This window comes from Leisingera sp. F5, from assembly GCF_001593695.1.
In genome coordinates this window covers 1-2,191 of the sequence record NZ_LUKH01000531.1, presented here as the reverse complement: position 1 = coordinate 2,191, position 2,191 = coordinate 1, and the positions used below count along the sequence as shown (strand labels likewise).

Here is a 2,191-nt window from a genome sequence, read left to right as displayed (position 1 = left end):
CCGCTGCGGCCGCCATCAAGCAGGCCGAACTGGACCTGAGCTATACCGAGATTCACGCACCCTTTTCCGGCCGGGTCGGGCGTGTCGAGGTCAGCATCGGGGATGTGGTCAACCCCAGCGGTGCTGCCCTTGTCAATATCGTGCGAGAAGCACCTGTTTATGTTTCCTTTTCTTTGAATGAAAAGCAGTTCGTCGAAATTTTACAGGAGCTTCAGGCCGAGGGTATTGAGCGGTCCGAAACCGATACCGCACCGGAAGTGTTTGTCGTCCTGCCCAATGGCGCCGAGCTGGAAGAAAAAGGACGGATCGCCTTTGCCGGCAACCGGGTTGATCCGGCCACCGGCGCCGTCACCGTGCGGGCGCAGTTTCAAAACGATCACCGGCTGATCCTGGACGGAGCTTTTCTGACCGTCGGCCTGCAGTCGCAGGAGGCGGTCGACCGGATCATCATCAGCCAGGCTGCGATCCAGCGTGATCAGCAGGGGCCGTTTGTGCTGGTGGTGGACGATCAGAACCAGGTGGCGCAGCGCTATATCGTCACTGGCGATGTGCAGGGCACCGGCATCATCGTGCTGGACGGGCTGACAAACGGGGAAACCGTCGTGGTCGAAGGCTTGCAAAAAATCCGCCCGGGTGTGGAAGTGGATCCGGTGCTGGCCGCCCAGGCAGGAGAATAAGCGATGTTTTCCTCCATCTTCATCTCGCGGCCGAAGTTCGCGATAGTTATCTCCCTGGTGCTGACGGTCATGGGGGTGATCGGCTACTTCGCGCTGCCTGTGGCGCAGTTCCCGGAAATCACCCCGCCGGTGGTGAATGTCACCGCCAGCTATCCCGGCGCCAATGCTGAAACCGTGGAAAAAAGCGTGGCCGCGCCGATCGAGGCGCAGGTCAACGGGGTGGACGGGATGCTCTATATGTCCTCCACGTCGGCTGACGACGGCAGCTATTCTCTTTCAGTGACCTTTGAAGTTGGCACCGATGCAGATATTGCGTCTGTCAACGTGCAGAACCGGGTGGCGCAGGCGACAGCAGCACTGCCGTCAGAGGTCACGGCAAACGGTGTGGTGACGCAGAAAAGTTCCTCCAACATGCTGTTGGTTGCGGCCCTGACATCACCCAACAGTTCCTATGACAACGTGTTTCTGTCCAACTATGCCGCCATCAACATCAAGGATGCCCTGGCCCGCGTCGAAGGCGTGGGCAAGGCTGAAATCCTGACCAACTTCGAATACGCCATGCGGGTCTGGCTGGATCCGAACAAGATGGCCGGCCTCGGGATTTCGCCCGGTGATGTGATCAACGCGGTGCGCGAGCAGAATATCGAGGTCTCCGCCGGGCAGGTGGGCGCGCCGCCGGTTCCGGGGGATCAGGTGTTTCAATACACCATCAAGTCCAAGGGCCGCCTGACCGAAGTCAGCGAATTTGAGGACATCGTCATCCGCACCGGTGACGGCGGCAGCACCGTCCGGCTCAGGGACATTTCCAAGGTTGAACTTGGGGCTTCCAACTACAGTTCTTCGGGCTATTTTGACGGCGTGCCGGCGACGATCCTGGCTGTCTACCAGTCTCCCGGTGCCAATGCTCTGGCGGTGTCCGAGGCGGTACTGGCAGAGATGGACCGGCTGTCGGGGGATTTCCCGGACGATGTTGCCTATTCCGTGCCGTTCAACACCACGGATTTTGTCGAACAGTCGCTGAATGACGTGATTTCCACCCTGATGATGACCTTTGCGCTGGTGATCTCGGTGGTGTTCATCTTCCTCGGCTCTTTCCGGGCAACGATTATCCCCGCCGTGGCCATTCCGGTGTCCCTTATCGGGACATTTGCCTTCCTGCTGGTGCTTGGCATGTCGCTCAACACCATATCGCTGTTTGCACTGGTGCTGGCGATCGGCATCGTGGTGGATGACGCCATTGTGGTGGTGGAGAACGTCGAACGGATTATCGCAGAGGAGGGACTGCCCCCGGCTGAGGCCACCCGCAAGGCGATGGGGCAGATTACCGGTCCGGTGATTGCCACAACCCTGGTGCTGCTGGCGGTGTTTGTGCCGGTTACCTTCATGCCAGGGATCACTGGCAAGCTGTACTCGCAGTTTGCGGTGACCATTTCGGTTGCGGTTGTGATCTCTTCGGTCAACGCGCTGACGCTGTCGCCGGCCCTTTGTGCCATTGTGCTCAAGGCGCGCTCCGG

2 protein-coding genes are annotated in these 2,191 nt (G+C 59.7%); both read left to right on the top strand.

The genetic code is table 11. The annotated features are described in order from the left end of the window. Positions 1-677: efflux RND transporter periplasmic adaptor subunit (locus tag A2I95_RS32870; protein WP_291736582.1), on the top strand; the 677-nt coding region annotated here is incomplete at its 5' end. Between the two features lie 3 nt (positions 678-680). Then, positions 681-2,191, top strand: a 1,511-nt coding sequence (locus A2I95_RS32865; RefSeq protein ID WP_291736581.1) for an efflux RND transporter permease subunit, incomplete at its 3' end; no start/stop codon positions are given.